General features: G+C 60.7%; 20 protein-coding genes. 14 read left to right on the forward strand and 6 right to left on the reverse strand.

Features of this window, described 5'->3' with window-relative positions:
- Positions 1-10: 10 nt before the first annotated feature.
- The 12 genes from priA (at position 11) to AK829_RS01870 (ending at position 12,597) form a co-directional block, all read left to right on the forward strand.
- Positions 11-748, forward strand: a complete 738-nt coding sequence (gene priA / locus AK829_RS01815) for a bifunctional 1-(5-phosphoribosyl)-5-((5-phosphoribosylamino)methylideneamino)imidazole-4-carboxamide isomerase/phosphoribosylanthranilate isomerase PriA (RefSeq protein ID WP_052203730.1) — start codon at positions 11-13, stop codon at positions 746-748.
- A gap of 2 nt (positions 749-750) precedes the next feature.
- Complete coding sequence (locus AK829_RS01820) at positions 751-1,554, forward strand: inositol monophosphatase family protein (protein ID WP_232305765.1); 804 nt, start codon at positions 751-753, stop codon at positions 1,552-1,554.
- A gap of 25 nt (positions 1,555-1,579) precedes the next feature.
- Positions 1,580-2,359: an imidazole glycerol phosphate synthase subunit HisF gene (gene hisF / locus AK829_RS01825; RefSeq protein WP_052203732.1), complete on the forward strand. Its 780-nt coding sequence runs from the start codon at positions 1,580-1,582 to the stop codon at positions 2,357-2,359.
- Positions 2,360-2,737, forward strand: coding sequence for a phosphoribosyl-AMP cyclohydrolase (hisI, locus tag AK829_RS01830; protein ID WP_052203734.1), 378 nt, complete (start codon positions 2,360-2,362; stop codon positions 2,735-2,737).
- The gene (locus tag AK829_RS01835; protein ID WP_052203736.1) at positions 2,737-3,381 is read left to right on the forward strand and encodes a TIGR02234 family membrane protein; all 645 of its coding nucleotides are present in this window, start codon (positions 2,737-2,739) and stop codon (positions 3,379-3,381) included. Before hisI ends, AK829_RS01835 begins: the two co-directional genes overlap by 1 nt.
- A 19-nt stretch (positions 3,382-3,400) precedes the next feature.
- Positions 3,401-4,216, forward strand: coding sequence for an indole-3-glycerol phosphate synthase TrpC (locus AK829_RS01840; RefSeq protein WP_052206324.1), 816 nt, complete (start codon positions 3,401-3,403; stop codon positions 4,214-4,216).
- A 10-nt stretch (positions 4,217-4,226) separates the two neighbouring features.
- Positions 4,227-5,108, forward strand: a complete 882-nt coding sequence (lgt, locus tag AK829_RS01845) for a prolipoprotein diacylglyceryl transferase (protein WP_052206325.1) — start codon at positions 4,227-4,229, stop codon at positions 5,106-5,108.
- 14 nt (positions 5,109-5,122) lie between these two features.
- Positions 5,123-6,547 carry a pyruvate kinase gene (gene pyk / locus AK829_RS01850; protein ID WP_052203738.1) on the forward strand — a complete coding sequence of 475 codons (1,425 nt, stop codon included), beginning with the start codon at positions 5,123-5,125 and terminating at the stop codon, positions 6,545-6,547.
- An 18-nt stretch (positions 6,548-6,565) separates the two neighbouring features.
- The gene (locus AK829_RS01855; RefSeq protein WP_052203741.1) at positions 6,566-8,989 is read left to right on the forward strand and encodes an excinuclease ABC subunit UvrA; all 2,424 of its coding nucleotides are present in this window, start codon (positions 6,566-6,568) and stop codon (positions 8,987-8,989) included.
- 92 nt (positions 8,990-9,081) lie between these two features.
- Positions 9,082-10,077: a TAXI family TRAP transporter solute-binding subunit gene (locus AK829_RS01860; protein ID WP_052203743.1), complete on the forward strand. Its 996-nt coding sequence runs from the start codon at positions 9,082-9,084 to the stop codon at positions 10,075-10,077.
- A 16-nt stretch (positions 10,078-10,093) separates the two neighbouring features.
- The gene (locus AK829_RS01865; protein ID WP_052203745.1) at positions 10,094-10,585 is read left to right on the forward strand and encodes a DUF1850 domain-containing protein; all 492 of its coding nucleotides are present in this window, start codon (positions 10,094-10,096) and stop codon (positions 10,583-10,585) included.
- Positions 10,586-10,608: 23 nt separating this feature from the next.
- Positions 10,609-12,597: a TRAP transporter permease gene (locus tag AK829_RS01870; protein ID WP_052203747.1), complete on the forward strand. Its 1,989-nt coding sequence runs from the start codon at positions 10,609-10,611 to the stop codon at positions 12,595-12,597.
- Here AK829_RS01870 and AK829_RS01875 read toward each other — a convergent pair.
- The 5 genes from AK829_RS01875 to AK829_RS01895 form a co-directional block, all read right to left on the reverse strand.
- Entirely contained in the window at positions 12,594-13,328 is a 735-nt protein-coding gene (locus AK829_RS01875; protein WP_052203749.1) for an aminotransferase class IV, read from the reverse strand. The genes AK829_RS01870 and AK829_RS01875 overlap by 4 nt on opposite strands.
- A complete protein-coding gene (locus tag AK829_RS01880) occupies positions 13,321-15,180 on the reverse strand; it encodes a chorismate-binding protein (RefSeq protein WP_052203751.1) in 1,860 nt (619 codons plus the stop codon). The genes AK829_RS01875 and AK829_RS01880 overlap by 8 nt, the downstream gene beginning before the upstream one ends.
- A 108-nt stretch (positions 15,181-15,288) precedes the next feature.
- Positions 15,289-17,694: a glycogen/starch/alpha-glucan phosphorylase gene (locus AK829_RS01885; protein WP_052203753.1), complete on the reverse strand. Its 2,406-nt coding sequence runs from the start codon at positions 17,692-17,694 to the stop codon at positions 15,289-15,291.
- 33 nt (positions 17,695-17,727) lie between these two features.
- Entirely contained in the window at positions 17,728-18,954 is a 1,227-nt protein-coding gene (locus AK829_RS01890; RefSeq protein WP_052203755.1) for an amidohydrolase, read from the reverse strand.
- Positions 18,955-18,957: 3 nt separating this feature from the next.
- Complete coding sequence (locus AK829_RS01895; RefSeq protein ID WP_052203758.1) at positions 18,958-20,292, reverse strand: DUF4921 family protein; 1,335 nt, start codon at positions 20,290-20,292, stop codon at positions 18,958-18,960.
- Positions 20,293-20,325: 33 nt separating this feature from the next.
- Between AK829_RS01895 and AK829_RS01900 the strand changes: the two genes are divergently transcribed.
- Positions 20,326-20,724, forward strand: a complete 399-nt coding sequence (locus tag AK829_RS01900) for a hypothetical protein (RefSeq protein ID WP_052203760.1) — start codon at positions 20,326-20,328, stop codon at positions 20,722-20,724.
- Here the strand turns inward: AK829_RS01900 and AK829_RS01905 are convergent.
- The gene (locus tag AK829_RS01905; RefSeq protein ID WP_052203762.1) at positions 20,694-21,866 is read right to left on the reverse strand and encodes a glycerate kinase; all 1,173 of its coding nucleotides are present in this window, start codon (positions 21,864-21,866) and stop codon (positions 20,694-20,696) included. The genes AK829_RS01900 and AK829_RS01905 overlap by 31 nt on opposite strands.
- Positions 21,867-22,027: 161 nt before the next feature.
- Between AK829_RS01905 and gdhA the strand changes: the two genes are divergently transcribed.
- A complete protein-coding gene (gene gdhA / locus AK829_RS01910) occupies positions 22,028-23,374 on the forward strand; it encodes an NADP-specific glutamate dehydrogenase (protein ID WP_052203764.1) in 1,347 nt (448 codons plus the stop codon).
- The last annotated feature ends 38 nt before the right edge of the window (positions 23,375-23,412 follow it).

A 23,412-nucleotide genomic window follows, 5' to 3' on the forward strand; every position in this document is an offset into this window, starting at 1 on the left:
ACTAGCCGCTATGACATTTACTCTGCTGCCAGCTGTTGATGTGGTTAATGGCCAGGCTGTTCGCCTGGACCAGGGGGAAGCCGGAACTGAAAAAGTCTACGGGAACCCCCTTTCTGCTGCGAAGCGGTGGCAGGAAGAAGGTGCGACTTGGCTGCACTTTGTGGACCTAGATGCGGCCTTTGGGCGCGGCTCCAACCATGAGCTGATGGCGGACATCACCCGCCAGTTGGATATCAATGTGGAGCTGACCGGCGGCATTCGGGATGACGCAAGCCTGGAGCGAGCACTGGCAACCGGCGCGAAGCGCGTCAACATTGGCACGGCGGCGCTGCAGAACCCGGAGTGGATGGAATCCGTCATTGCGCGCTACGGCGACAAGGTTGCCATTGACCTTGCGGTGCGTGAAGAAAACGGGCAGTGGCAGACGAAGGGGAATGGTTGGACCTCTGACGGTGGGGACCTGTGGGAGGTGCTCGAGCGTTTTGATGCGGCGGGCTGCACCCGATTCGTGGTCACTGACGTGAGCAAGGACGGCACGCTGGCAGGCCCGAACGTGGAGCTGCTGCGTGAGGTCTCTGCCGCCACGGACGCATTTGTTACGGCCTCTGGTGGTATTGCCACGATTGAGGACGTGGTGCAGGTTGCCTCCTACGTAGACGAGGGCATTGACTCTGTCATCATTGGCAAGGCGCTGTATGAGAAGCGCTTTACGCTGCGTGAGGCGCTTACTGCAGTAGGTGCCCGCTAGCCGTGACAGCGGATATGCAGCGCTATTTGGATGTTGCGCTTGAGGCTGTGGCCCAGGCGCGTGAGGTATTGCTGGCTCACCGGGGTGCGGCGCCTGCCCTGTTCAAGGGGAAGGGCGATTTTGCTACCGAGGCTGATTTGGCAATTGAGGCGCTGCTGCGTGAACACCTGCGCAGGGAAACCGGCATCAACGTCTTTGGGGAAGAAAACGGCGGGGAGTTCACCCCGGAGGCCTGCTGGGTGCTCGATCCTATAGACGGCACGTCGAACTACTCCGCCGGCAACCCGAACTGTGCGATTTTGGTTTCCCTTGTGTTGGAAGGCCAGCCGGTTGTGGCAGTGGTGGACATGCCGCTTTTGGGCTTGCACGTTTCTGCCTGCGCAGGCGGCCCGGTGGTGTGTAACGGTGAAGTACTGCCGCCGCTGGAGGACACCGGTGGGCAGGGGCGTGCCGCACAGGTAGGCGTGGGCTCGGTTGGCTCGGATGACCGGGTACGCTTCCCGGCGCCGCTTCGCCTCGCCTTGATTGGCTTGCTTGCAGACGGTCCGTTGCGCCCACGCATTTCCGGATCCGTTGGCGTGGACCTGGCCTTCGTGGCGCTTGGTATTTACCGGGCGGCAGTGAGTTTTTCCCCGTACGTGTGGGACAACGCCGCAGGTGTCCTGCTTGCGCGGTGCGCAGGAGCGATAGTTACGGACGTGGACGGTGGGCCGTGGACGCCGGAGAGCGTAGGGGCGATCGTTGGTGCGCCGTCAGCACATGAGACGGTGCTCAGTAGCATGTTGCACATATCCGCAAACACATAACTAAGCACATACATAAGGAGCAGCCATGACCGTAGCTGTGCGAGTGATTCCCTGCCTGGACGTGGATAACGGCCGCGTGGTCAAGGGTGTGAATTTTGAAAACCTTAAAGACGCAGGTGACCCGGTGGAGTTGGCCAAGCGCTACGGCGAAGAGGGTGCAGATGAGTTGACGTTTTTGGACGTCACTGCATCTAAAGAGGGCCGCGGCACGATGCTTGAGGTTGTGCGCCGGACCGCGGACCAGGTCTTTATCCCATTGACCGTGGGTGGCGGTGTGCGCAGTGCCGATGATGTGCGCGAGCTTCTGCGCGCTGGTGCGGACAAAGTCAGCGTGAACACTGCGGCGATTGCGCGCCCGGAGCTACTGCGTGAGCTGGCGCAGGAGTTTGGCTCCCAGTGCATTGTGCTTTCCGTTGATGCGCGACGTTGCCCTGCCAATTCCGGCGAAGAGCCCACGCCTTCCGGTTTTGAGGTGACCACGCACGGCGGCACTCGCTCCGCTGGGCTGGACGCCATTGAGTGGGCGCGCACCGGCGAGCAGCTGGGTGTTGGTGAAATCCTGCTGAACTCCATGGATGGTGACGGCACGAAGGAAGGCTTCGACCTTGAGCTGTTGCGCGAGGTCCGCGCGGCGGTGAACATTCCGGTGATCGCGTCTGGTGGTGCGGGTAGCGCCGCGCACTTCCCGCCGGCGGTGGAGGCGGGTGCGGATGCGGTGCTCGCAGCGTCGATCTTCCACTTCGGCGAGGTGTCTATCGCTGAGGTGAAAAAGGCGCTGGCTGATGCGGGTTATGAGGTGCGCTAGATGTCTGAAGAGATGTCTCAGGAGCTGACCGATCCGGCAGATTTTGCGCTGGACCCGGACATTGCTGCGCGGCTGAAGCGCAACGCGGATGGCTTGGTGCCTGCGATTGTGCAGGCGGCTGACACGCGCGAGGTGTTGATGATGGCGTGGATGGATGACCACGCTTTGGCCCACACGTTGGCTACGCGCCGCGGTACGTACTACTCGCGTTCGCGCAAGGAGTACTGGATTAAGGGCTTGACTTCCGGCAACGTGCAGGCGGTGGAGTCGGTGGCGCTGGATTGTGATGGCGACACGATTTTGGTGACCGTGCAGCAAACGGGTGGTGCGTGCCATACGGGTGATCGCACGTGTTTTGATGCGGATGTGTTGCTGTGATGGCCCCGCACAAAGTTGGAGCGATCCTGATCGCGCTCGGTGCCACGTTGTTGGCCGTGTTCTCGCGCGTGCCATGGATTACCGCCACCTATGAGGATTCCCTCTCTGGCGGTGGTGTTGCGCAGATCCGTGGCGCGGATTGGTCTACGGAGACTACTGCCGTTGCGCTGTTGCTGTTTGTCGGCGCTTTGGGGGCTTTTGCTTTACGACGCTTAGGCAGACGCACCACAGCGATCATCTCCGCCATTGCCGCTGTCGGTGCAGCGGTGGCACCTGTGATGCTGCTTGCGCGAGGAGCGGACGCGGAGCGTGTGCACGCACTGTTGACCACAGGTGCGGATGCGGCGCAGACCACGGCGTCGAAAACGGAGCTGATCTCGGAGTGGGCGGAGATCACCGCCACGGACATCTCCACTGCGTTTCCGCTGCTGACTCTGCTTGGTGCGGTGCTTGCCGTGGTGGGTGCGGTGGTTGTTGCGCTGCGCCCAGGCCAGGACGCGCCGAAGCTGAGCAAGTACGAAAAAGAAGCGGTGCGGCGCAAACATTTGGAAGAAGACATGGAGGCGCGCCCCGATTCGGGCCGCGTTATGTGGGACGCGCTGGACGCGGATATTGATCCCACCGATTTCTCCACAGGACGCTAGAGCCACTACCCTTATGCACATGCTGGCGTCGAGCGTGGTCAATCCGGTGGTGGATGGGGTGCTGCGTGACGTCGAAAAGCGGGAAGCCCAAGTGCCCTTCAAGGAGATCAAGGCGCGCTCCCGCGACATGGAACCCACGCGTGATGCCCGTGCCGCGCTTCTGCGGCCCGGCTGCAGTGTGATTGCAGAAATCAAGCTGAATTCGCCCGTCTTCGGCCCGACCAGGGTTGATCGACGGGCGATTGCTGATGTGTCGAAGGCTATTGAAGACGGTGGGGCGCACCTGATCGCATGTCAGACGGAGCGCCTACGTTTCGACGGCTCCCTGCACGACATGGCCGCCGCCCGGGCTGCGGTGAGTCTGCCAATGGTGTGTCGTGACGTGATTGTGGATCCGTATCAGATCCATGAGGCGCGCTGCTACGGTGCGGATGTGCTGCCGCTGCAGGTGGGGATTTTGGAGGAGGCCAGGCTGGCGGCGCTGCTAGACCGCGCGGAGTCACTCGGCATGGTGGTGATGGCGGAGGTGCGTACCCCGCAGGAGGCGGATCTGGCGCTGCGGGTGGGGGCGAGCGTGATTGCGGTGAACTCCTGGACCTTTGACACCAATGATCTGCGCCATGGCGTGTTCGCCGAGATCGTGCCGGGCCTGCCCAGTGAGGTGATCAAGATTTCGCTGGGTGGCGTGACGTCTGTGCGTGACCTGTTGGATGCGGCTGCAAGTGGTGCGGATGCCGTGTTGGCGGCCGAGGCGATCATGAGCGGCGACGATATTTTTGCTGCTACGCGCAAGCTCGCCGCAGCTGGCCAACACCCCTCCTGCCCGAGACGGTAGTGTGCTGGGGGTGCAAACCATGATCTTGGCTAACATCCCTTCGCCGCCACAGGGCGTGTGGCACCTTGGCCCGGTGCCTATCCGTGCGTATGCGCTGTGCATTATGACCGGCATAATCGTGGCTACGTTTATTGGCATCCGCCGCTACCAGGCGCGCGGGGGCAGCGCGGACACGGTGTGGGATGCGCTGATTGTTGTCATCCCGGCCGGCATTATCGGCGGGCGTCTCTACCACGTGATTACGGATTACGATAAGTACTTCGGACCCGGCAAGGATCCCTGGCAGGCATTCAATATCACCGCCGGCGGCCTTGGCATTTGGGGTGCGGTGGCACTGGGCGCTGTGGCGCTGATGGTGATGATGCGGGTGAAAAAGCTGCCGTTTTTGCCGCTCGCGGATGCGCTTGCCCCGGGCGTGATCTTGGCCCAGGGCATTGGGCGTTTGGGTAATTGGTTTAACCAAGAGCTCTACGGCGCGGAAACAGACGTGCCCTGGGCGCTGGATATTTACTACCGCGTAGATGAAGCGGGCAACTACTCGCCGCTCAATGGCCACTCCACGGGTGAGGTCATTGCAAGCGTGCACCCGACTTTTTTGTACGAGCTGATCTGGAACGTGCTCATTTTCGCTCTGTTGATCTGGGCGGATCGCAGGTTCAAGCTTGGCCACGGGCGTGTGCTGTGGCTCTACGTTGCCGGCTACACGTTCGGAAGGTTCTTCATTGAGCTGATGCGCACTGATGCGGCGACGATGATTTTGGGCCAGCGTGTGAACACGTGGGTGTCTGGGATCTTGTTCATCGTGGCGCTGGTGTTGTTCCTGCGTGCTGAGCGTGGACGTGAAACCCCGCAGGAGGTGGATCCCGCGAACGCGCATGAGCGCGAAAACTGAGTAAGGTTGTGCGCGTGGATAGAAGAACAAAGATTGTATGTACCTTGGGGCCCGCAGTGGCAAGCAAAGATGCCATTGTGGGTCTTGTCCGCGAGGGCATGGATGTCGCTCGTCTGAACTTCTCCCACGGCGACTACCCGGATCATGAGCAGAATTACCGCTGGGTCCGTGAGGCCACGGATGAGACTGGCCACGCCGTGGGCATCCTGGCTGACTTGCAGGGCCCGAAGATTCGCCTGGGCCGCTTTGAGGGGGATGGCAAAACCTACTGGGAGACCGGTGAGATTGTCCGCATCACCGTTGATGATGTTGTGGGCACGCACGATAGGGTTTCCACCACCTACAAGCAGTTGGCGCTGGATGCGAAACCGGGGGACAGGTTGCTTGTAGACGATGGCAAGGTCGGCCTCGTCTGCCTCGAAGTTGATGGCAACGATGTGGTGTGCAAGGTCACCGAGGGTGGCCCCGTGTCCAACAACAAGGGTGTGTCTCTTCCTGGCATGGCTATCTCCGTGCCGGCGTTGAGCGAGAAGGACAAGGAAGACCTGCGTTTTGCGCTGCGTATGGGCGTGGACATGATCGCGCTTTCTTTCGTTCGTTCGCCGTCTGATGTGGACTTGGTGCACGAGATCATGGATGAGGTTGGCCGCCGCGTCCCGGTGATTGCGAAGCTGGAGAAGCCAGAGGCGGTTGACGCGTTGGAGTCCATCATTTTGGCGTTTGATGCCGTGATGGTGGCTCGTGGTGATCTTGGTGTGGAGATCCCGCTCGAGCAGGTGCCGTTGGTGCAAAAGCGCGTGATCCAGATTGCGCGTGAGAACGCCAAGCCGGTGATCGTGGCAACGCAGATGCTGGATTCCATGATTGATAACTCGCGCCCAACGCGTGCTGAGGCCTCCGATGTGGCTAACGCGGTGCTGGATGGTGCGGATGCGGTGATGCTTTCCGGCGAGACGTCGGTGGGTGTTGACCCGCACAATGTGGTGCGCACCATGAGCAGGATCGTGCGTTCTGCTGAGACCATGGGCACGGTGCCGCCGCTCAATCACATTCCGCGAACCAAGCGTGGCGTGGTGTCGTATTCTGCAAATGACATTGCTAGCCGCCTGAACGCGCGCGCGATTGTCACGTTTACTACTTCTGGTGACACGGCTCGCCGCGTGGCACGCCTGCACCCGGAGCTGCCGCTTTTGGTGTTCACCCCTGTGCAGCAGGTTCGTTCCCAGCTGGCGGTCACGTGGGGTGTGGAGACCTTCCTGTGCCCGGACGTGTACTCCACGGATGACATGATCCGCACGGTGGATGACATCTTGCTTGCGCTGGATGACTACAAGAAGGGCGAGACCATGGTGGTTGTGGCCGGTATCCCACCGGGGGTTGCTGGCACCACGAATACGATTCACGTGCACCAGCTGGGCGAGGACACCCGTAACCCCTAAGTAGTTACCCTGGATGCCATGACTGTTTCTGATGGCATCCAGGTACGTGACGCTCACCTGCACAATCTGCGCAACGTGGATGTGGACATCCCGCGCGGGACGCTGGTGGCGGTAACGGGGGTTTCGGGCTCTGGGAAGTCATCGCTGGCCTTTGGCACTATCCACGGGGAGGGGCAACGGCGCTACCTGGAGTCGGTGGCGCCGTTTGCGCGTCGTCTGATCGGTTCTGCCGTTGACCCGCAGGTGGGTTCAGTGGAGGGCCTTCCGCCAACTGTGGCGCTGGAGCAGTCCACCTCCGGCGGTGGGGCGCGCTCGACGGTGGGGACGGTTTCCGCGCTGTCCAACAGCATCCGTTTGCTGTATTCGCGCGCCGGGGATAACCCGAAGGGTCTTTATTCGGATTCTTTCTCACCCAACACACCTGAGGGCATGTGTCCGACGTGTCAGGGCACGGGTGTGGTGCATGAGCCGACTGAGGCTTCGATGGTGCCGGACCCAACGCTGTCGATTGAAAATGGCGCAATTCAAGCCTGGCCCGGTGCCTGGGCGGGCAAGAACTTTCACGACATTTTGCAAACCCTAGGCTATGACCTTGATAGCCCGTGGCAGGACCTGTCGAAGAAGGACAGGGACTGGATCTTGTTTACTGATGAGCGCCCTGTGGTAACCGTGAAGCCGGTTCGCGGCGCGGATCAGATTCAGCGAAATTACAAGGGGACGTGGCGTTCCGTGGCCTCCTATCTGACTACCACGTTGGCGGAGACACAGTCGGATACGCTGCGCAAACGCGTGCTGTCCTACATGGAGTCGCGCGTGTGTGAGACTTGCGGTGGGCGGCGCCTAAACCCTGAGGCGCTCAAGGTTACTTACGCGGGCATGCCTATTGATCAGCTTGGCGCGTTGCCGCTTGACCGCGTCTATGAGGTGTTGGATGCGCAAACGCCGAAGGCAGGCTCGGCGGAGGATTTGCTGCTGAAGCAGATTCTGCCGGCGTTGCAGTCCGCGCTGGATTTGGGGCTTGCGCACTTGAGTCTGGACCGGCCTGCACGCACGTTGTCTGCTGGCGAGCTACAGCGCATTCGTTTGTCAGCGCAGCTGCGCAGCGGCCTGTTCGGTGTGGCGTATGTATTGGACGAGCCGTCCGCGGGACTACACCCTGCAGAGCGCGATGCGGTGCTCAACATTTGCCGCCGCTTCATTGCCGCTGGCAATTCGGTGCTGCTTGTAGAGCACGACATGAACCTCGTGGCCCAAACCGACTGGTTGGTCGATGTCGGCCCGCTCGCCGGTGAACGTGGCGGGGAGGTGGTCTACTCCGGTCCCACCAGCGACTACAGCGGCGATGCCCCCACCGCCCGTGCTCTTGCTAACAGGAGCCTTTTGCTTAACGACGCCCCACGTAACCCGCAAGGCACCCTCTCCCTGGAAGGGATCCGCGCACGCTCCATTGACGGCCTGGATGTTGACTTCGGCTTGGGCCAATTCACCGCGGTAGCTGGTGTGTCTGGCTCTGGTAAGTCCACGCTGGTCTCCACCGTGCTCGCAGGTGTGCTTCGCGCAGCGACCAACACAGCAAACTCGGCCACGGATGAAGATGGGGAAGGGGTGGATGAGGGTACGTGGGGCGTCGATAAGCAAGAAGGCACCGACGCTGTCAACCGAATCGTGCAGATCACCCAAAAGCCGATTGGGCGCACGCCGCGCTCAACGCTGGCCACATACACCAGTCTTTTCGACGCAGTACGCAAACTCTTCGCCGACACCGACGAAGCCAAGCGACGCGGATGGAGCGTGTCACGATTTTCCTACAACGTCAAGCAAGGCCAATGCCCAACCTGCGGGGGTGCGGGCAAGATCGAGGTGGAGTTGGTGTTCCTACCGGGTTCCTACACCACGTGCCCGGACTGCGGCGGCGCTCGCTACAACGATGCGACGCTTGAGGTGACCTGGCAGGGGATGACCATCGCCCAGGTGCTGGACCTGACCGTTGATGAGGCGGCCGAGGTATTTGCAGACGAGCCGAAGATCCTGCGTGCAGTAGAAACACTGCAGGCAGTGGGGCTGGGTTATCTTCGCTTGGGGCAAGGTGCACCGGAGCTTTCCGGTGGTGAGGCGCAACGCATCAAGCTGGCAACGGAGCTGCAGCGTGCGAGAAACTCGCGGCGCGGCCACACCGTGTACCTGCTGGATGAGCCGACCACGGGCCTGCACCCGGCTGATGTTGCGTTGCTTGTGGCAGAGCTCAACAGTCTGGTCGATGCGGGACAGACGGTCATCGTGGTCGAACATGATCTGTCAGTGATCGCGCAGGCAGACCGCGTGATTGAAATGGGCCCAGGTGCGGGTGCCGAAGGCGGTCGAGTGATTGCGGACGGCACGCCGGCTGAGCTTGCGTTATGCGACACCGCGACGGGGCGGGTGCTTGCGCAGCGCATGGGGTAGTTGCGTAAAAAATTCTGCGAAATACGTGAAATGTTGCGTAGCTCACTGTACGGTGCGAGTTGTTATTGTCCCATCAACCAAAGGAACTTCGAATGCGTACTCGCACTCTCGCCGCGACCTTCCTGGCCGCTTCCCTCATTCTGACTGGCTGCTCTGACACCGGCAGCAGCACTGGCGGTTCCGCAGACTCGACCGCAGCGGGCGAAGCCAACGTTGACTTCGTAACCATCGCAACCGGCGGCACCTCCGGCCCGTACTACCAGATCGGCGCGACCATGTCGCAGATTCTGAACCGCGAGCTGGGCGCTGACTCTTCCGTTCAGGCCACCGGTGCGTCGGTAGAGAATGTGCAGCTGCTGTTGGACGGCAACGCTGAGGTTGCCTTCGCCATGGGCGACGCAACCCGTCAGGCTATCGAGGGCACGGGCCCGTTCGAGGGCAAAGGTGGTGCGTCTGAGCTGAAGGCCATTACCGCTCTGTACCCGAACTACGTGCAGATTGTGACCACCGCGGGCTCCGGCATCCAGTCCGTGGAAGATCTGAAGGGCAAGCGTGTTGGCGTGGGCGACAAGAACTCCGGTGTGGAGCTCAATGCCCAGATGATCTTGGAGGCCCATGGCATGAGCTACGAGGACATCAGCGAGGACTTCCTGTCCTATGCAGACTCCATCGACCAGATGAAGAACGGCCAGATTGACGCAGCGTTTGTTACCTCCGGTTTGCCGAACTCCTCCGTGATGGACCTGGCAACCACCGCTGACGTGGTTGTTGTCCCGATCGAGGGCGCGGGCTTTGAGGCGCTGCAGGCAAAGTACCCGTTCTTTGACAATGAGCCGATTCCTGGCGGCACCTACGACCAGGAAGAGGACGTTTTGACCGCGACGATCACCAACCAGCTGCTGGTGTCCCCGCACCTGTCCGATGATGAGGTGTACGCGATCACCAAGGCACTGTTTGAGAATCTCGATGAGATTCAGGGTGCGCACAACGCTGCCAAGAAGATCACCCTTGACTCTGTCGAGGATGGTCTGGCAACTGAGCTGCACCCGGGTGCGCGCCGTTACTTCGAGGAGGTTGGCGCACTCTAAGTAGTGTGTCCTGCTTGTGGCCAGTTTTCGGCGTAGCGTTTTTGCCGCAGTTACCGCACTCGTTGTGGTGATTGCGGCGCTCGCTTTCCTTGGGACGCAACTGCGTGAGCCCCACTTGGTTGTCTCTGACCAGAAAAGTGGGGCGACGTTGTTCGACGCTCCCGTTGCTGAGGTTTCCTCAATGGAACTGGCGTGGATCCACTCCATTGAGAAAACGCCGTGGCGGGAACGTTACGAGATTGGCCGCGATGGTCTGCAGCTGACAGATGTGTATTTGAAGTCTTACGGCGCAGGCGCCCCGACGGATATCGGTGGAACCACCACTGTTGAAAACGGCGAGGTTCACATTGCTGATCTTCACCACCAATACAAGGAAGTGACCTGGGTGCACTCCCAGGCAACGCACCACACCTTGACCGTGTCATACACAGATGCACGAGCCCCGTTTGTTCTTACAGATGACCTCCCGGAGCGGGTGTTTCTCAAGGCAACGGTTGAGCGACGTTAACAATTCAATGAAAAGGCAATTCCATGTCAACGAAGATCACTAATCCCAACGATGGGAAAAATACTGACACTGTTGATGTGAAGCCGGATGCTCAGGCGATTCTGGAAGAGTTTGACCGTGAGTCACGCCAACGCAGCTTCACGTCCCGCCCGCTAGCTATCGGGCTGACCATCTTCGCAGTGGTTGTGTCGCTGTACCACATGTACACGGCATACTTTGGCACCCCTCCGGTACTGATCCACCGCTCAATACACGTTGCCATGATCCTGGCGCTTGCGTTCGCAATGTACCCGCCGGTGAAGAAGGCATCTCGAACCAAGATCCCGTTCTATGACGTGATCTTGATCCTGCTGTCTATCTCCACCGCGGTGTATGTGTACTTGAACTATGACGACATTGTGCGCCGCGCGGGTGTTGCCACCATGTGGGACGTCATCATGGCGGCAGTGTTGGTGCTGCTTGTGCTTGAGGCAGCACGGCGTATCTCTGGGTGGGCGCTACCGATCCTGGGCGTGCTGTTCGTGCTCTATGCGGTGTTCGGCCGCGAGATCCCCGGCATGTTCCGCCACCGCGGGTACAGCTGGGATGCCACGTTTAACTTCCTCTACCTGACCACCGAGGGCATTTACGGCACCGCTATCGGTGTGGCTGCGTCCTACATCTTCCTGTTCGTCCTGTTCGGTGCGGTGCTGCAGAAGTCGGGCATGGGCCAGTTCTTCAACGACATCGCGCTAGCGCTGGCAGGCCAGTCTCGTGGCGGCCCGGCAAAGGTGGCGGTTGTTGCCTCCGGCTTCCTTGGCTCCATCAACGGTGCTGCGGTTGCAAACGTTGTGACCACCGGCGCGTTTACCATTCCGCTGATGAAGCGTGTTGGCTACAAGCCAGTGTTTGCCGGTGCGGTTGAGGCTTCTGCGTCCGTGGGTGGTCAGATCCTGCCGCCGATTATGGGTGCGGCGGCCTTCATCATGGCGGAAACCCTTGGCATGCCGTACCGCGACATTGCTATCGCGGCACTGATTCCGGCGCTGTTGTACTACCTCGGCGTGATCGCCCAGGTGCACTTGCGCGCCACCCGCGATGGCCTGAAAGGTATTTCTCGTGAGAACCTGCCAGCCGTTGGCGAGGTGCTCAAAGAGCGCGGCCACCTGATGATTCCGCTGCTGTTTTTGATCTACATGCTGTTCTTCACCGGCCGCACTATCTTGCTGTCCGCGCTGCTGACCATCTTGGTCACGGCCGTGGTTGCGCAGCTGCGCAAGACCACCCGCATGAGCATCCAGGACATGATTGACGCACTTGCAGACGGTGCGAAGACCTCCGTGTCTGTGTCCATCGCCTGTGCGGCTGTCGGCGTGATCGTGGGTGTGGTGACGCTCACCGGCTTCGGCGTGAAGCTGGCAAACGCCATTGTGACCATTGGTGCAGGCAACCTGCTGTTCTCTCTGATCCTGACCATGATCGCCTGCATCATCCTCGGCATGGGCCTGCCGTCCATTCCGACCTACATCATCACCGCCACCATGGCGGCACCGGCTCTGGGTCAGCTGGGTGTGGAGCCGCTGGTTGCGCACCTGTTCGTGTTCTACTTCGGCCTGTTTGCAAACATCACCCCGCCGGTGGCGCTTGCATCCTTTGCCGCAGCAGGCCTGTCGGGTGCGGATCCGGTCAAGACTGGTTTCCAGTCCATGCGACTGTCACTTGCCGGCTACATCATTCCGTTCATCTTCGTGTTCAACCCGGCGATGCTGCTGCAAGACGTCACCGCTGGCCAGGCAATCCTGGTTGCGATTACCGGCACCGTTGGCGTGCTTCTGCTTTCGGTTGCCGTTGAGGGCCATTTCATGGTCAACGCCAACCCGATTGTGCGTGTTTTGTTCGCCGCGGCGGCGCTGACGATGATGGCGCCCGACCTGATGACCGACGCAATCGGCCTTGGCATTGCAGTCGTTGCCATTGCTATTCAGTGTGTCGCTGCGAAGAAGCAGGACATGCTTTCCATCAGGAATATTTAGCGGAACTGATTCCACCACCACGCCTGCCACTCGGCCACATCCGGGTGTGCCGGTGGGGTGGTGGTTGTCGTTTCGGTGCATAGTTGGTCAACCGGGCTGATTCCGTGCAGTGAATTACAAAACCACAGGGGGTGGGTGGTTGCGTGCTCCAGCGTCAACGGCCGACTGATCACTCGCTTCCCAAGCTGCTTTGCACGGGTAGTGATCTGATGCAGAGTCACGCTGGGAAGTTTGGTTCCCTCCGGCACCACCAGCGCATCTCCGTCGAAGGAAAGCAGCGCGCCGGTTGTGGTTTCAAGCAGAGCACCTTGCGTATCCACGATCACCACATCATCCGTCCCCGCAACCCCAAAGCGGCTGCGGTGGGTGCGAAACGCACTGAAGTCGGGGCCTTTGACTTCAGGCTGGGTGCGTGGGTCGGGAGCTTGCACATACGTAAGGCTTGTGGTGGGGCGTGGGGGTGGGGCAACGCGGACGTCCAGAAGCAAAAGACCCTGAGAAAGAGCAATGCGGGGGAAAAGCTCGCCGTGGGCGAGAAGCGGAAGCATCGCGTCAACAAAGCCTGCCGGTAGTGAGCCAGCGGCTTGGCTGAAGCGCGCGAGATGCAGGTCCAGGCCGTTGGTGCGGCCGTTGATGTGCCGCCAGGAATCCGCAACGTCGATGGGGCCGTCGGGGAAGTCACGGGGGATAAAATCGCCGTGCCAGGCGTACTTGGAAGGGTAGCTAGTCATTCCACGCCCCCAACACAGCGTGGGCTTTCAGGTTGCGCTCTGCCAGCTCGGCTTTCGGGTCTGAGTCCAGCACGATCGCCCCGCCGGCGCCCACCGTCAGCTCGGTGCCTTGGCGGACCGCGGTGCGTATGACCACCGAGAGGTCCGCCTGGCCGTCGTATCCCAGATAGCCCAGCACACCTGAGTAGACGCCGCGCGGCCCGGCCTCCAACTGGTCGATGATTTCGCATGTGCGAAGCTTCGGCGCTCCGGTCATGGAGCCGGGTGGGAAGGTGGCCCGGATAGCGTCTATAAGCGAAGCACTTGGCTCCAACTGGCCAGTGATGGTGGAGACAAGCTGGTGCACTGTGGCATAGCTTTCCACCTGCATGAGTTTGGGCACGGCGACGGTGCCTGGGGAGCACACGCGCGAGAGGTCATTGCGTAGCAAGTCTACGATCATGAGGTTTTCTGCACGCGTCTTCGGGTCCCCGGTTAGCTGCGCAGGATGCTGATCAGCGGCGATCGTGCCCTTGATCGGTTTGGCCTCAACGGTGTTACCTCGCACGGTGAGGAAACGCTCAGGCGACGCGCTGCAAACCTCCACGCCGTCGAAGCACAGATGCGCGGCGTAGGGCGCCGGGTTGTGCGCCCGCAAATCTGCGTAGATATCGCCTTCGGCGTGCGCCGTGATGGTGTCCGTCAGGCACACCTCGTAGCTCTCGCCGGCGTGGAGAAGCTCCTGAGCTCGGGTGATGCGCGCTTTGTAGTCATCCGTGCGCCACGTGCCGGTACTGACGTGGGCTGGGGGTTCTTCCGGGGGAGTGGCAGTAAGCGCGTCCTGGAGACGGCTTAAGAGGCTGTCCGTCTCAGGGCCCTCAAGGCCACACAGGTGCGCGGTTTCCTCCTGGTGGTCGTACACAATGAAGGACTGCGGCCGTACAAAGAACGCATCCGGGTACGGGGAGCGGTGACGCAGCGTGATCGGCATGGTCAGCTGCGCACACTCGTACCCCAGATAGCCGATCATGCCGCCGGTAAACGGGAGGTCTGGGGCGTTGACAATCGGCGTGGCCAGTTCACGCTCCAGGGTCTCCAGGATGTCCGGGCCTTCGGCGTCGCCTACGGAATAGGTAAAGGTGCGCGAGAGCGGACCTTTGGCGTCTCCAATGATGCTGTAGCGTCCGCGTGGGTCGGCGGAGTCGAGGAAGAAGGCGTTATGGGTGCCGCAGTTACGAAGAGCCCGAAACACCCGCTGACAGTCAATCTTTCCGGGCACCGTTTTGTGCACCAAGCGCCAACCACCAAGGAAGTTTCGCATGAGCTGGTGGCCATGCTGCGACAACACCGACTCCGGGTGAAACTGCACGCCCCAATGCTCAAGACCGTCAACCTTCAGCGCCTGCACAACGCCATCTTCACTCCGCGCATGAACAGTGACACCCTGGGGGTTTTCTACATGCAGCGAGTGGTACCGCACCGCCTGGAAATCCTGCGGGATCCCTTTGAAAATGCCCTCGCCCGAGTGGTGAATCGTGGAGACGAAACCATGACGAGGCTCCGGCGCACGGGTCACAGAAGAACCAGCGAGCAGAGCCAACCCCTGATGGCCCAAACAGACACCGATCAGAGGGACATTGGCGTGCGCGGCGGCCTCGATGACGCGCCGGGAAGCTCCGAAGTCCTCCTCTTTGCTCGGAGTACCTGGTCCCGGGGAGATAACCACATGGCTGAACTCGCCCGCGCGGATACGATCCGGCAGATCATGCGCCTCACCAGCGGGCACAACCTCAGGCGCAAACCCGGCTACCTCCGCAATCAGGTGTGCGAGGTTAAACGTGTAGGAATCGTAGTTATCAACCAGCAGAATCATCGCAAGGGAATGCTACCCCCACAAAACACCAAACCCCGGACAGCACCGGAAGCGTCGTGCTCCGTGGTGCTGCCCGGGGTGTTGGGAAACCCGTGTTAGGAAACCCGGCTACTTAGCAATCGGGGTGGGGGAGATGTCCCAGACTTCCTCCGCGTAGTCGCGGATGGTGCGGTCCGAGGAGAAGCGGCCGGATTCACAAATGTTGATCCAGCACTTGCGTGCCCAATCCTCAGGGTCTGCGTAGTAGTCAGCAGCCATGCGGTCGCGGGTCTCGCGGTAAGAGGCGTAGTCACCGAGGACGTAGTAAACATCCGGGTCGTCGAAACCATAGCCGTCCAGAAGCGACTGCTTCAGATCGTGGAACAAGCCGGTGCCCTGGTCATCCAACGTGCCGTTGGTCAGTGCGTCCAGCACGCGCATCAGCCCCGGGGTCTCCTGTGCTGCCTGGCGCGGGTCGTAGGTGCGCTTGAGCTCCGGCAGCTCTTCTTCCAGAGCGCCGAAGATGTAGGCGTTTTCCTGACCAACCGCATCCACAATCTCAACGTTGGCGCCGTCCATGGTGCCAAGCGTGAGCGCGCCGTTCATCATGAACTTCATGTTGGACGTACCGGAAGCTTCCTTGCCGGCCATGGAGATCTGCTCGGAAACATCCGAAGCCGGGATGATGCGCTCTGCCGGGGAAACGTTGTAGTTTTCCACGAACACCACGCGGATGATCTTGGATACCTCAGGGTCATTGTTCACCAGCTCACCGATGGTGTTGATGAGCTTGATAATGCCCTTGGCCAGCACATAGCCTGGTGCAGCCTTCGCGCCGAAGATGAAGGTGCGCTTCGGAATGTCGCGCTCACCGTCTTCCTTGATGCGGAAGTACAGGTCCAGCACGTACAAAGCGTTCATCAGCTGACGCTTGTACTCGTGCAGACGCTTGATCTGGGTGTCAAAGACGGAATCCGGATCAATCTCAACACCCTGGCGGTCCATGATCCAGGCGGCGAAGTCCTGCTTGTTGGCAGCCTTGATCTCACGAAGCTCGCGCAGCACCTTCGGATCATCCGCGTAAGTGCGCAGCTCCTTGAGCTTGGACAGGTCGGTTACCCAGTCATCATTACCAGCCAGGCGATCAAGCAGGGCAGACAAGCGCGGGTTGCACATGCGCAGCCAGCGACGCGGGGTCACGCCGTTGGTCTTGTTGTTGAAGCGCTCCGGGTACAGGTCGTGCCAGTAGCCCAGGGTGTCGCGCTTAATAATTTCGGTGTGGATCGCAGCCACGCCGTTGACAGAGTAGGAGGCGTAGCAGGCAATCCACGCCATGTGCACCATGCCGTCGTGCACCGGGGAGTAGCGGTGTGCCAGCTCCGGGCCGATGCCCTTTTCCTCCATGTCGAGGCGGTAGCGGCGGTCAATCTCCTGCACAATCTCCCAGATGCGCCAGAACAGCTGCTTGAAGATGGACTCTTCCCAGGTCTCCAGCGCTTCCTGCAGCACCGTGTGGTTGGTGTAGGCGAATGTCTTGGTGGTGACCTCCCAGGCGTCCTCCCAAGACATATCGTGCTCGTCCAAAAGCAGGCGCATCAGCTCAGGGATAGCCAACACCGGGTGAGTGTCATTGAGCTGAATCGAGTTGTACTTGTGGAAGTCACGCAGGTCATCACCGTGGTGGGCAACGTAATTGTCCACCAGCTCCTGCAGGGATGCGGAGCAGAAGAAGTACTGCTGGCGTACGCGCAGCAGCTTGCCCGCGTAGGAGGAGTCGTTCGGGTACAGCACACGCGTGATGTCATGAACAGCCTCGCGCTCCAAGATGGCGTCGGTGAAACGCTGGGAGGAAAACGCGTCGTAGTCGAACTCGTGCATCGGTGCAGCGTCCCAAAGCCGCAGGGTGCCCACGTTGTCCGTGCCGTAGCCGGTGATCGGCATGTCATAGGGGATGGCACGAACCTGCATGTCATCAAACTTCACAAAACGCTGCTGCGTTCCGCGCTGGATGATGAACGGGTAGAAGGACTCCTTCCAAGCATCCGGGTGTTCCTTCTGGAAACCGTCCACGAACTCCTGGCGGAACAGGCCGTAGCGGTAGAGCAGGCCGTAGCCGGTCAGCGGGTAGTCCTGCGTCACCGCGGAATCCAGGAAGCAGGCCGCCAATCGTCCCAGGCCACCGTTACCAAGCGCTGCGTCGTGCTCGGCCTCCAATACGTCTGAAAGCTCGTGGCCCATGGAACGGGTCAGCTCCTGGGCTTCCTCAACAAGACCCAGGTTGGTCAGGTTGTTCAGCAGAGCGCGGCCCTGCAGAAACTCTGCAGAGAAGTACGAGGCCTGACGGCCTGCGGCGTAGGTTTCGCGCGTGGCCTCCCAGTTCTCTGCAATCTGCTCCACCACGGCGGCGGAAAGACCAGTCCAGAACTTCTTCACCGTCGAGGTCTCCGGCGCGCGGCCGGAGAAGCTCTTAACGTGGCCCGCGAGAGAATCTTGAAGCGCAGGCTGAGATGCGTGCGTATTCGCTTGAGTGCTCATGGCTCCCAAGCCTACCGGCGTCACACGATTTACTCAGCGTTGCTCCGCGCCGGTACCCAGAACGCTCAACACAGCGACCAAACCAGCCTCCGTGGCGGAGCGGATTGTTGGCTCGTAATCCGGCAAAAACGTCGGCATGTGATTGACCGGAATGTTGCCTCGGCGGAAGTCTGCTTCAGGCGTGCAGCCGACCAGCCAGAAGAAGTAAGGCACATCAAACGCGGCGGGGATCGCTGGGAAATCCTCCGACACGGTCTTCGGGTCCGCGGTCACAGAGCGCGGTCCGAAGTGGGCATCTAGGAGGGGGCGAATGGAGGAGAACACCGTGGCGTCATTAGTCAACAGCTCCCCATGGGCGAAATAGGAGATCGTCGGCTGTGCATCAATACCGGAGGCAATCACTTCGGCGCGCACCACGCGCTCAATTGCGGCGTAGACGCGGGCCTTGACCTCGTCGGAATAGAAGCGGCAGTTCAGCACCAGCTCCGCGGAGCCCGGGATGATGTTGTTCGTGCTGCCGGCGTGCATGGATGCGACGGTGACCACGGCGAAATCAGCCGGGTTTACCTCCCGGCCAACGATGGCCTGCAGGCGGGTGATGATCATCGCGGCGGTAAACGTCGGGTCGATCGACTCGTGCGGCATGGAGCCGTGCGCGCTGCGGCCAGGGATGGTGATGCGGATGGAGTCACACGCGGCGAACTGTGGGCCGGGTTTGCTCATCACCTCGCCGGCCAACCCTGGCATGACGTGCTGGGCAAAGCAGATGTCAGGGGCAGGGATTTTCTCGCGCAGTCCGTCAGCCACCATCGCTGCGGCACCCTCACCGGTTTCCTCCGCCGGCTGGAACAGGGCGATAAATGTGCCGGACCAGTGCTCCCGAGCCCGGTCCAGCACGTCGCACATGCTCAAAAGCGCAGTGGTGTGAATGTCGTGGCCGCAGGCGTGCATCGCGCCGTTGGTGGAGGCGTACGGCACGCCGGTTTCCTCCACAACCGGAAGCGCATCAAAATCCGCGCGGTGCAACACCACCTTGCCTGGCCCGTTTTCAAACACGGCGCAAATGCCGGTGCCGCCGATGGGAGTGATCACGCGGCAGTCGAAGCGCGTAAGCTCCTCTACTATTCGACGTTGCGTTTCCACCTCCCGCATCGCAAGTTCCGGGTGCATGTGCATCCACTCGTAGACATCGCGCTGCCAGGCAGCGTCTATGGGGTACTCACGGATCAGGTTGGAAACGGTGCGGGCAAAATCGGCCACTTGTTATTCACTCCCTTTCAGCATTGGGTTGTATTTCAGCACGTTGCGCTCCACCCCGCACTCAGCGGCTATGCGGATGCCCGGCGCGATCGCGCCTTGATCACGCAGGCGGTACAGGTTGGTCACCAGCCGGTCGCGCACGTCAAAGGGTGAAAGCGTGTTGACGTAGATCTTTGTCCCGCCCTCAAAACCTGCCACTGTGGACAGGCGCCACTTCAGGTTCACGCGCCACGGCATGGGCACATCTAGGTCCACTGGGCGGTAGTGCCACTCCTCGTTGCAGGCAACATCCGGGCCGGTTGCGGCGTGGATTGCGTGGAGAAGATCAGAAAAGCCACGCACTTCCTCCTCGCTTTGCAGCCAGGGCTCGCACGTTGCGGACTTGGAGTACACGCTGGCGGTGGGGTAGCGGTGGCCAATACCGGCGACAACAACGGCGTAATCATTTTCCGCAATCACCAGGTTGTGCTGTTGGGCGAAGTTCACGCCAACCTCGTTGTATAGGTTCAGGTTCTGGCGCAGTTTCGCAATCTCCAGATCGGCGTTCACGCCGCGCTCATCGATTGCCACCAGCTGCTTGTGCAGGTGTTCAAAGCTTGCGCCGGCGGCGGCTAGCCAGTTCTGGAACACCACTACGTATGGGCTGTAGGGGTTGGATTCAAGGAGGTTACGCAAAGCGTCGATAGTGAAAGCGATAAACGCGTGGTGCTCCTTAGGCGTGAGGGTGCCGGAGCTAGCGAGTTGGGAGTCATCGCTGGCGTCGTCGATGAAGTGCCTTCGGGCAATGATCACGTCATGGCCGCCGCCGAAGTAGGCGGGAACAATGGCCTGAAGCTCCTCCTCAGTTGGGTCGGTGCTCATGCCGGAGGCAGCTAGGCGAGTGCGAGCGATGGCGTACACGTGCTCACGGCCTGCATGGTCCGCCAGGTAGGCCTCCATGTGGGCGCGGCGATCCGCGGCCATTTCGTAGCCATAGTTTTGTGCCCAGTAGTCATAGGAGACGATCTCAAAGAGGTTGGGCACACGGCGAAACTCCGCCTGCGTTGTCTCCAGCTGATCCGGGAACTGATCCCGAAGAATCTCCCAGCCACCCGCTGTGCGTACCATCCGTGACTTCTCCGGCGGGGTAGCCAGCAGACGCGCCTGGCAGAAATTACAGGTATCCACATGCGCGTCCGGACCCAACGGCTCCGGGTCCGTCTTACGCGCACTCAGCGGCCGGTTGCCGCGCCCAGGCACTGTCCACACCTGCGTGCCGGTAAACGGGCTGAACTGTTTCACCGTGCCGTCAGCCATGGTGGACAACGCGGATCTGGCTGAAGAGAGAGGGAAAGGCATGCCTTGCACACTACTCGCGCTAGCCTTGGCTCCATGCCGAAGATTCGTTTCGATGTCCTCGTTCCGCCCGCATACGCCCCCGAAATCGGAGCAGCATTCAGCCGAGCACTCGACATCCTGGTGCGCCGGGAGATGCTCACCGCCGCCACAGTGGTTGAAGAGGGCATCGTGCTTATCGACGCCGCGTTGCACACCCAGCTGTCCACCACCTACGAAACCGACCGTGGCGTAAGCGCCGAAGAGGACGGCGCCGAGGTACACCGCTACATCATCGACGCCGAAGGTGCCGATAGCTACAACCGCCTTGCTATGGGGCTTTCACGCATCCTGACGCCGAAGGCCACGCTGCCGGATGACCCGGCAACACTCGAACAGCAAGACCAGTTCGAAGTACCCGCTATCTACCCCTGGATGGTGGAGATATTGAGGTAAGCCACGGCGATCTCACGGCCAGCCTGGATCAGCTGCTCGCGCACATCAGTGCTGTCTGACAGTGTGACCGCGATCGGATCTACGCCCGCCATCTTCGGCACTTCGGCGTTAAATGCTCCCGCAGCAATGGCAACAACCGCTTGCGGATTGTGCTCCGCCACCAAATCACACAGCGTGGCAACCACCTTGCCAGTGGCGGTCTGGGAATCAAACGCGCCCTCGCCCGTAATCACCAACGAAGCGTCCTGCAACGCATCCACCACACCATTGGCTTGCGCAACTACGCGCGCGCCGGGCTGGATGCTCACGTGCTCAGCATTGCCGTGCAGGAGTGTGGACAGCCAGGTAATGCCAATGCCCACGCCACCAGCTGCACCAAGGCCCGGGGTGTTGGGGTCAATACCCGCAACGTCACACAGGGTGGCAAGACCTTCGTCCAACACGGCGACGTCTGCAGGCGAAGCTCCCTTCTGCGGGCCGAACACTGCTGCGGCGCCGTCGGCACCGCACGCAGGTGCCGACGTATCGGTCAGCAGCACCCAGTCCACCGCACCAGCGGGGATATTCACCTTGGCAGTATCCAGGTCAGCGATCTCACGCAGGTGCCCGCCACCCGGGGTGAGCTGGTAGCCAGCGGCGTTTAACGGGTTCGCTCCGAGTGCGACCAGGATGCCGGTGCCACCGTCGACAGTGGCGGAACCACCCAGGCCCAGCACGATGCGGGTGGCGCCGCGCGTCTGGGCGTCTGCAATCAGCACGCCAGTGCCATAGGTATCTCCAGTCATCACCACCGGGGAATCAGCCACGGCCGGCAGTCCGGAGGCGGCAGCGATATCAATAAACGCGGTAGTCGTTGCAGCATCGTACGTGTAGGACGCCTCAGTGAGACGGCCCGCGGCATCAGTTGTGGGTAACGTGATGCGCTCGCCTTCAAACAGGGAAGAAGTACCTTCACCGCCATCTGCCATAGGTGCCAGTAACACCTCGGCGTCTCGGATAATTTCGCGGACGCCTTCGCCCAGCCACTGTGCGGCATCTTCCGCGCTTGCAGTGCCTTTAAACGCATCGGGAGCGATGACAACGCGGGCGCTGCGCTCCTCCTCAATAGGAGCGCTTGGGCGGGAAGAAGTGGTGAAGCTCATATTCCTTGTAACCTCAAAAATGAAAAAAATGTGTGTGAGTGAACAATATAGGGCTAAAGTTTATCGCGGCACGGTGTAAAGACATCCCGGCTTGAGGTACAACCCGCCGCCGTATGAGCCTGCTGCAAAGTTGAGAACTGAGATTATGGAGGTTGCCCGAAATGAGTGCAATTGATCAAGAGGTAGCTGGCTATTACGACAAACTGCTGAAGCGCAACGCAGGTGAACCGGAGTTTCACCAGGCTGTTGCAGAGGTGCTGGACTCGTTGAAGATTGTCCTGGAGAAGGACCCGCACTACGCAGATTATGGCCTGATCGAGCGCCTGTGTGAGCCAGAGCGCCAGATTATCTTCCGCGTTCCGTGGATGGATGACAACAACAACATTCGCGTCAACCGCGGTTTCCGCGTCCAGTTCAACTCCGCACTGGGCCCGTACAAGGGTGGCCTTCGCTTCCACCCAAGCGTGAACCTGGGCGTGATTAAGTTCCTGGGCTTCGAGCAGATCTTTAAAAACTCCCTGACCGGCCTGCCAATTGGTGGCGGCAAGGGTGGCTCGGACTTTGACCCGAAGGGTAAGTCTGAGGGCGAGATCATGCGTTTCTGCCAGTCCTTTATGACGGAGTTGTGGCGCCACATCGGTGAGTACCGCGACGTACCGGCAGGCGATATCGGTGTTGGCGGCCGTGAGATCGGCTTCCTGTTTGGTCAGTACCGTCGCCTGGTCAACCAGCACGAGTCTGGTGTGCTCACCGGCAAGGGCTTGACCTGGGGTGGTTCCCTGGCACGTACGGAGGCAACCGGCTACGGCACGGTGTACTTCACCAACGAAATGCTCAAGGCTAAGGGCGAGTCGCTCGACGGTGCGCGCGTGATCGTGTCCGGCTCCGGCAACGTGGCTATCTACGCCATTGCTAAGGCCCAGGAGCTGGGCGCAACCGTGGTTGGTTTCTCTGACTCCTCCGGTTGGGTAGAAACCCCGAACGGTGTGGACGTTGAGCTGCTGCGTGACGTCAAGGAACGCCGCCGCGAGCGCGTTACCTCCTACGTTGAGGACGCAACGGGTGCCACCTACCACGAGGACGGTTCCATCTGGGACCTCAAGGCAGATGTGGCACTGCCGTGTGCGACGCAGAACGAGCTGAATGCTGATCACGCACGCACCCTGATCGCCAACGGTGTGCGCTACGTGGCGGAAGGTGCAAACATGCCGTCCACCGCGGATGCTGTTGAGGTCTTCCGTGAGGCAAAGATCAGCTTCGGACCAGGCAAGGCAGCCAACGCCGGTGGTGTGGCTACCTCCGCACTGGAGATGCAGCAGAACGCATCGCGCGATTCCTGGAGCTTCGATTACACGGATGAGCGCCTGCACAAGATCATGTCCAACATTTTCAAGGTGGCAAAGAACACCGCTGCTGAATATGGCCGTGAGGGCGACTACGTTGTGGGCGCCAACATTGCGGGCTTTACCAAGGTGGCTGACGCCATGTTGGCGCAGGGCGTGATCTAGCGCCTGATCTAGTGCCTGATCGAGGGCGGTTTGTGGGG

It is taken from the genome of Corynebacterium riegelii (assembly GCF_001263755.1).
In the GTDB taxonomy this organism is placed as follows: domain Bacteria; phylum Actinomycetota; class Actinomycetes; order Mycobacteriales; family Mycobacteriaceae; genus Corynebacterium; species Corynebacterium riegelii.

What these genes read in the sequence shown, in the direction of transcription:
- AK829_RS01835 (WP_052203736.1), top strand. Translation starts at nt 2,737, where the DNA reads ATGGCCCCGCACAAAGTTGGAGCGATCCTGATCGCGCTCGGTGCCACG.
- AK829_RS01895 (WP_052203758.1), bottom strand. Translation starts at nt 20,292, where the DNA reads ATGCCTTTCCCTCTCTCTTCAGCCAGATCCGCGTTGTCCACCATGGCT.
- hisF (WP_052203732.1), top strand. Translation starts at nt 1,580, where the DNA reads ATGACCGTAGCTGTGCGAGTGATTCCCTGCCTGGACGTGGATAACGGC.
- AK829_RS01900 (WP_052203760.1), top strand. Translation starts at nt 20,326, where the DNA reads ATGCCGAAGATTCGTTTCGATGTCCTCGTTCCGCCCGCATACGCCCCC.
- AK829_RS01905 (WP_052203762.1), bottom strand. Translation starts at nt 21,866, where the DNA reads ATGAGCTTCACCACTTCTTCCCGCCCAAGCGCTCCTATTGAGGAGGAG.
- AK829_RS01840 (WP_052206324.1), top strand. Translation starts at nt 3,401, where the DNA reads ATGCTGGCGTCGAGCGTGGTCAATCCGGTGGTGGATGGGGTGCTGCGT.
- AK829_RS01860 (WP_052203743.1), top strand. Translation starts at nt 9,082, where the DNA reads ATGCGTACTCGCACTCTCGCCGCGACCTTCCTGGCCGCTTCCCTCATT.
- AK829_RS01870 (WP_052203747.1), top strand. Translation starts at nt 10,609, where the DNA reads ATGTCAACGAAGATCACTAATCCCAACGATGGGAAAAATACTGACACT.
- priA (WP_052203730.1), top strand. Translation starts at nt 11, where the DNA reads ATGACATTTACTCTGCTGCCAGCTGTTGATGTGGTTAATGGCCAGGCT.
- gdhA (WP_052203764.1), top strand. Translation starts at nt 22,028, where the DNA reads ATGAGTGCAATTGATCAAGAGGTAGCTGGCTATTACGACAAACTGCTG.
- AK829_RS01885 (WP_052203753.1), bottom strand. Translation starts at nt 17,694, where the DNA reads ATGAGCACTCAAGCGAATACGCACGCATCTCAGCCTGCGCTTCAAGAT.
- AK829_RS01875 (WP_052203749.1), bottom strand. Translation starts at nt 13,328, where the DNA reads ATGACTAGCTACCCTTCCAAGTACGCCTGGCACGGCGATTTTATCCCC.
- hisI (WP_052203734.1), top strand. Translation starts at nt 2,360, where the DNA reads ATGTCTGAAGAGATGTCTCAGGAGCTGACCGATCCGGCAGATTTTGCG.
- AK829_RS01855 (WP_052203741.1), top strand. Translation starts at nt 6,566, where the DNA reads ATGACTGTTTCTGATGGCATCCAGGTACGTGACGCTCACCTGCACAAT.
- AK829_RS01880 (WP_052203751.1), bottom strand. Translation starts at nt 15,180, where the DNA reads ATGATTCTGCTGGTTGATAACTACGATTCCTACACGTTTAACCTCGCA.